We start from the raw sequence: 1,036 nt of genomic DNA, 5'->3' as shown, positions 1-1,036 counted from the left end.
TGCCGGCGCCAAGCAGCTCATCACCGCTGACACCCAGGCAGTTGGAAATTCTCCAATTATTGGCAGAAGGCCTGCCGAACAAAGCCATCAGCCGCGAGCTGGGTCTGGCCGAAGACACGGTGAAAACTCACCTCAAGGCGCTGTTCGAAACTTTCGCCGTACATACCCGCACCGCCTGCGTCAGCGCCGCCCGTCAGCGCGGCTGGCTGTGATCAGGTGAGTGCCTGGCGTGCCTGCAACTGAGTGGCCAGCACCTGGCGCAAACGCGCCGGCAACAGGGGCTTGCCCAGGGGAATGACGTGCGCCGGCAGGCAGCGTTCATGCAGTTCCGGGCTCAGATCAGCAGTGATCAGCAACGCCGGCAACATCTGCCCTGCCGCCTCGCGCAGTCGCTCGATGGCCTGCAGCCCGTCGCCCCGCTCGGCTAACCGATAGTCGCTGATCAGCAGCTGCGGCGCCTCCTGACGCAGAGCCTGCAGCGCACCGGCCAGATCGGCGCAGGCCTGCACCTCGCAACCCCAGCGACGCAGCAAGCCGGCCAGGGCTTCGCGCCCAGTGGCGTCGTCTTCGAGCAACAGGATGCGCCCGCGCAATGCCAGCGCAGCATCCACACGTGGCGCTTGTACCGGCACCTCAGCAAGCGGCAACTGCAGGGCGAAGCGTGTGCCAGCACCTGGCTGGGAGTGCAACTGCAAGGGGTGCTCCAGCACCTCGGCCAGCTGTTGCACGATGGCCAGGCCGAGACCGAGTCCGCGCTCGGCATTGCGCCCGGGATTGTCCAACTGACGAAACTCCTCGAACACCAACGCCTGTTCCGCCTCGCTGAGACCGCGGCCATCGTCCGCCACCTCCAACACGATTGCGTCGCCGTCATGCCGCGCACTCAGCTTCAGGTGCTGCGCCTGTGCGTGCAGCAGCGCATTGTTGAGCAGATTGCGCAGCAGTCGCTCCAGCAACAGCGGATCGCTGTACACCCCGTACTCGTCACAGTGCAGCTCAAGTTGCAGCCCTTGTTGCTGCGCCTCTGGAGCCACGT

The 1,036-nt window shown here is 65.3% G+C and carries 2 protein-coding genes; one reads left to right on the top strand and one right to left on the bottom strand.

The window, feature by feature from the left end; genetic code table 11:
• Window positions 1–212 (top strand): LuxR C-terminal-related transcriptional regulator (locus AAFM31_RS17700; RefSeq protein ID WP_341709174.1); only part of this gene is annotated, 212 nt, incomplete at its 5' end.
• On the opposite strand, the gene AAFM31_RS17695 is transcribed toward AAFM31_RS17700, so the two are convergent.
• A partial coding sequence (locus AAFM31_RS17695) for a hybrid sensor histidine kinase/response regulator (protein WP_341709173.1) occupies window positions 213–1,036 on the bottom strand: 824 nt, incomplete at its 5' end. It abuts the gene before it with no gap.

Source organism: Halopseudomonas sp. (genome assembly GCF_038130085.1).
Lineage (GTDB): Bacteria > Pseudomonadota > Gammaproteobacteria > Pseudomonadales > Pseudomonadaceae > Halopseudomonas.
This window is presented reverse-complemented; position numbering and strand designations above follow the sequence as displayed.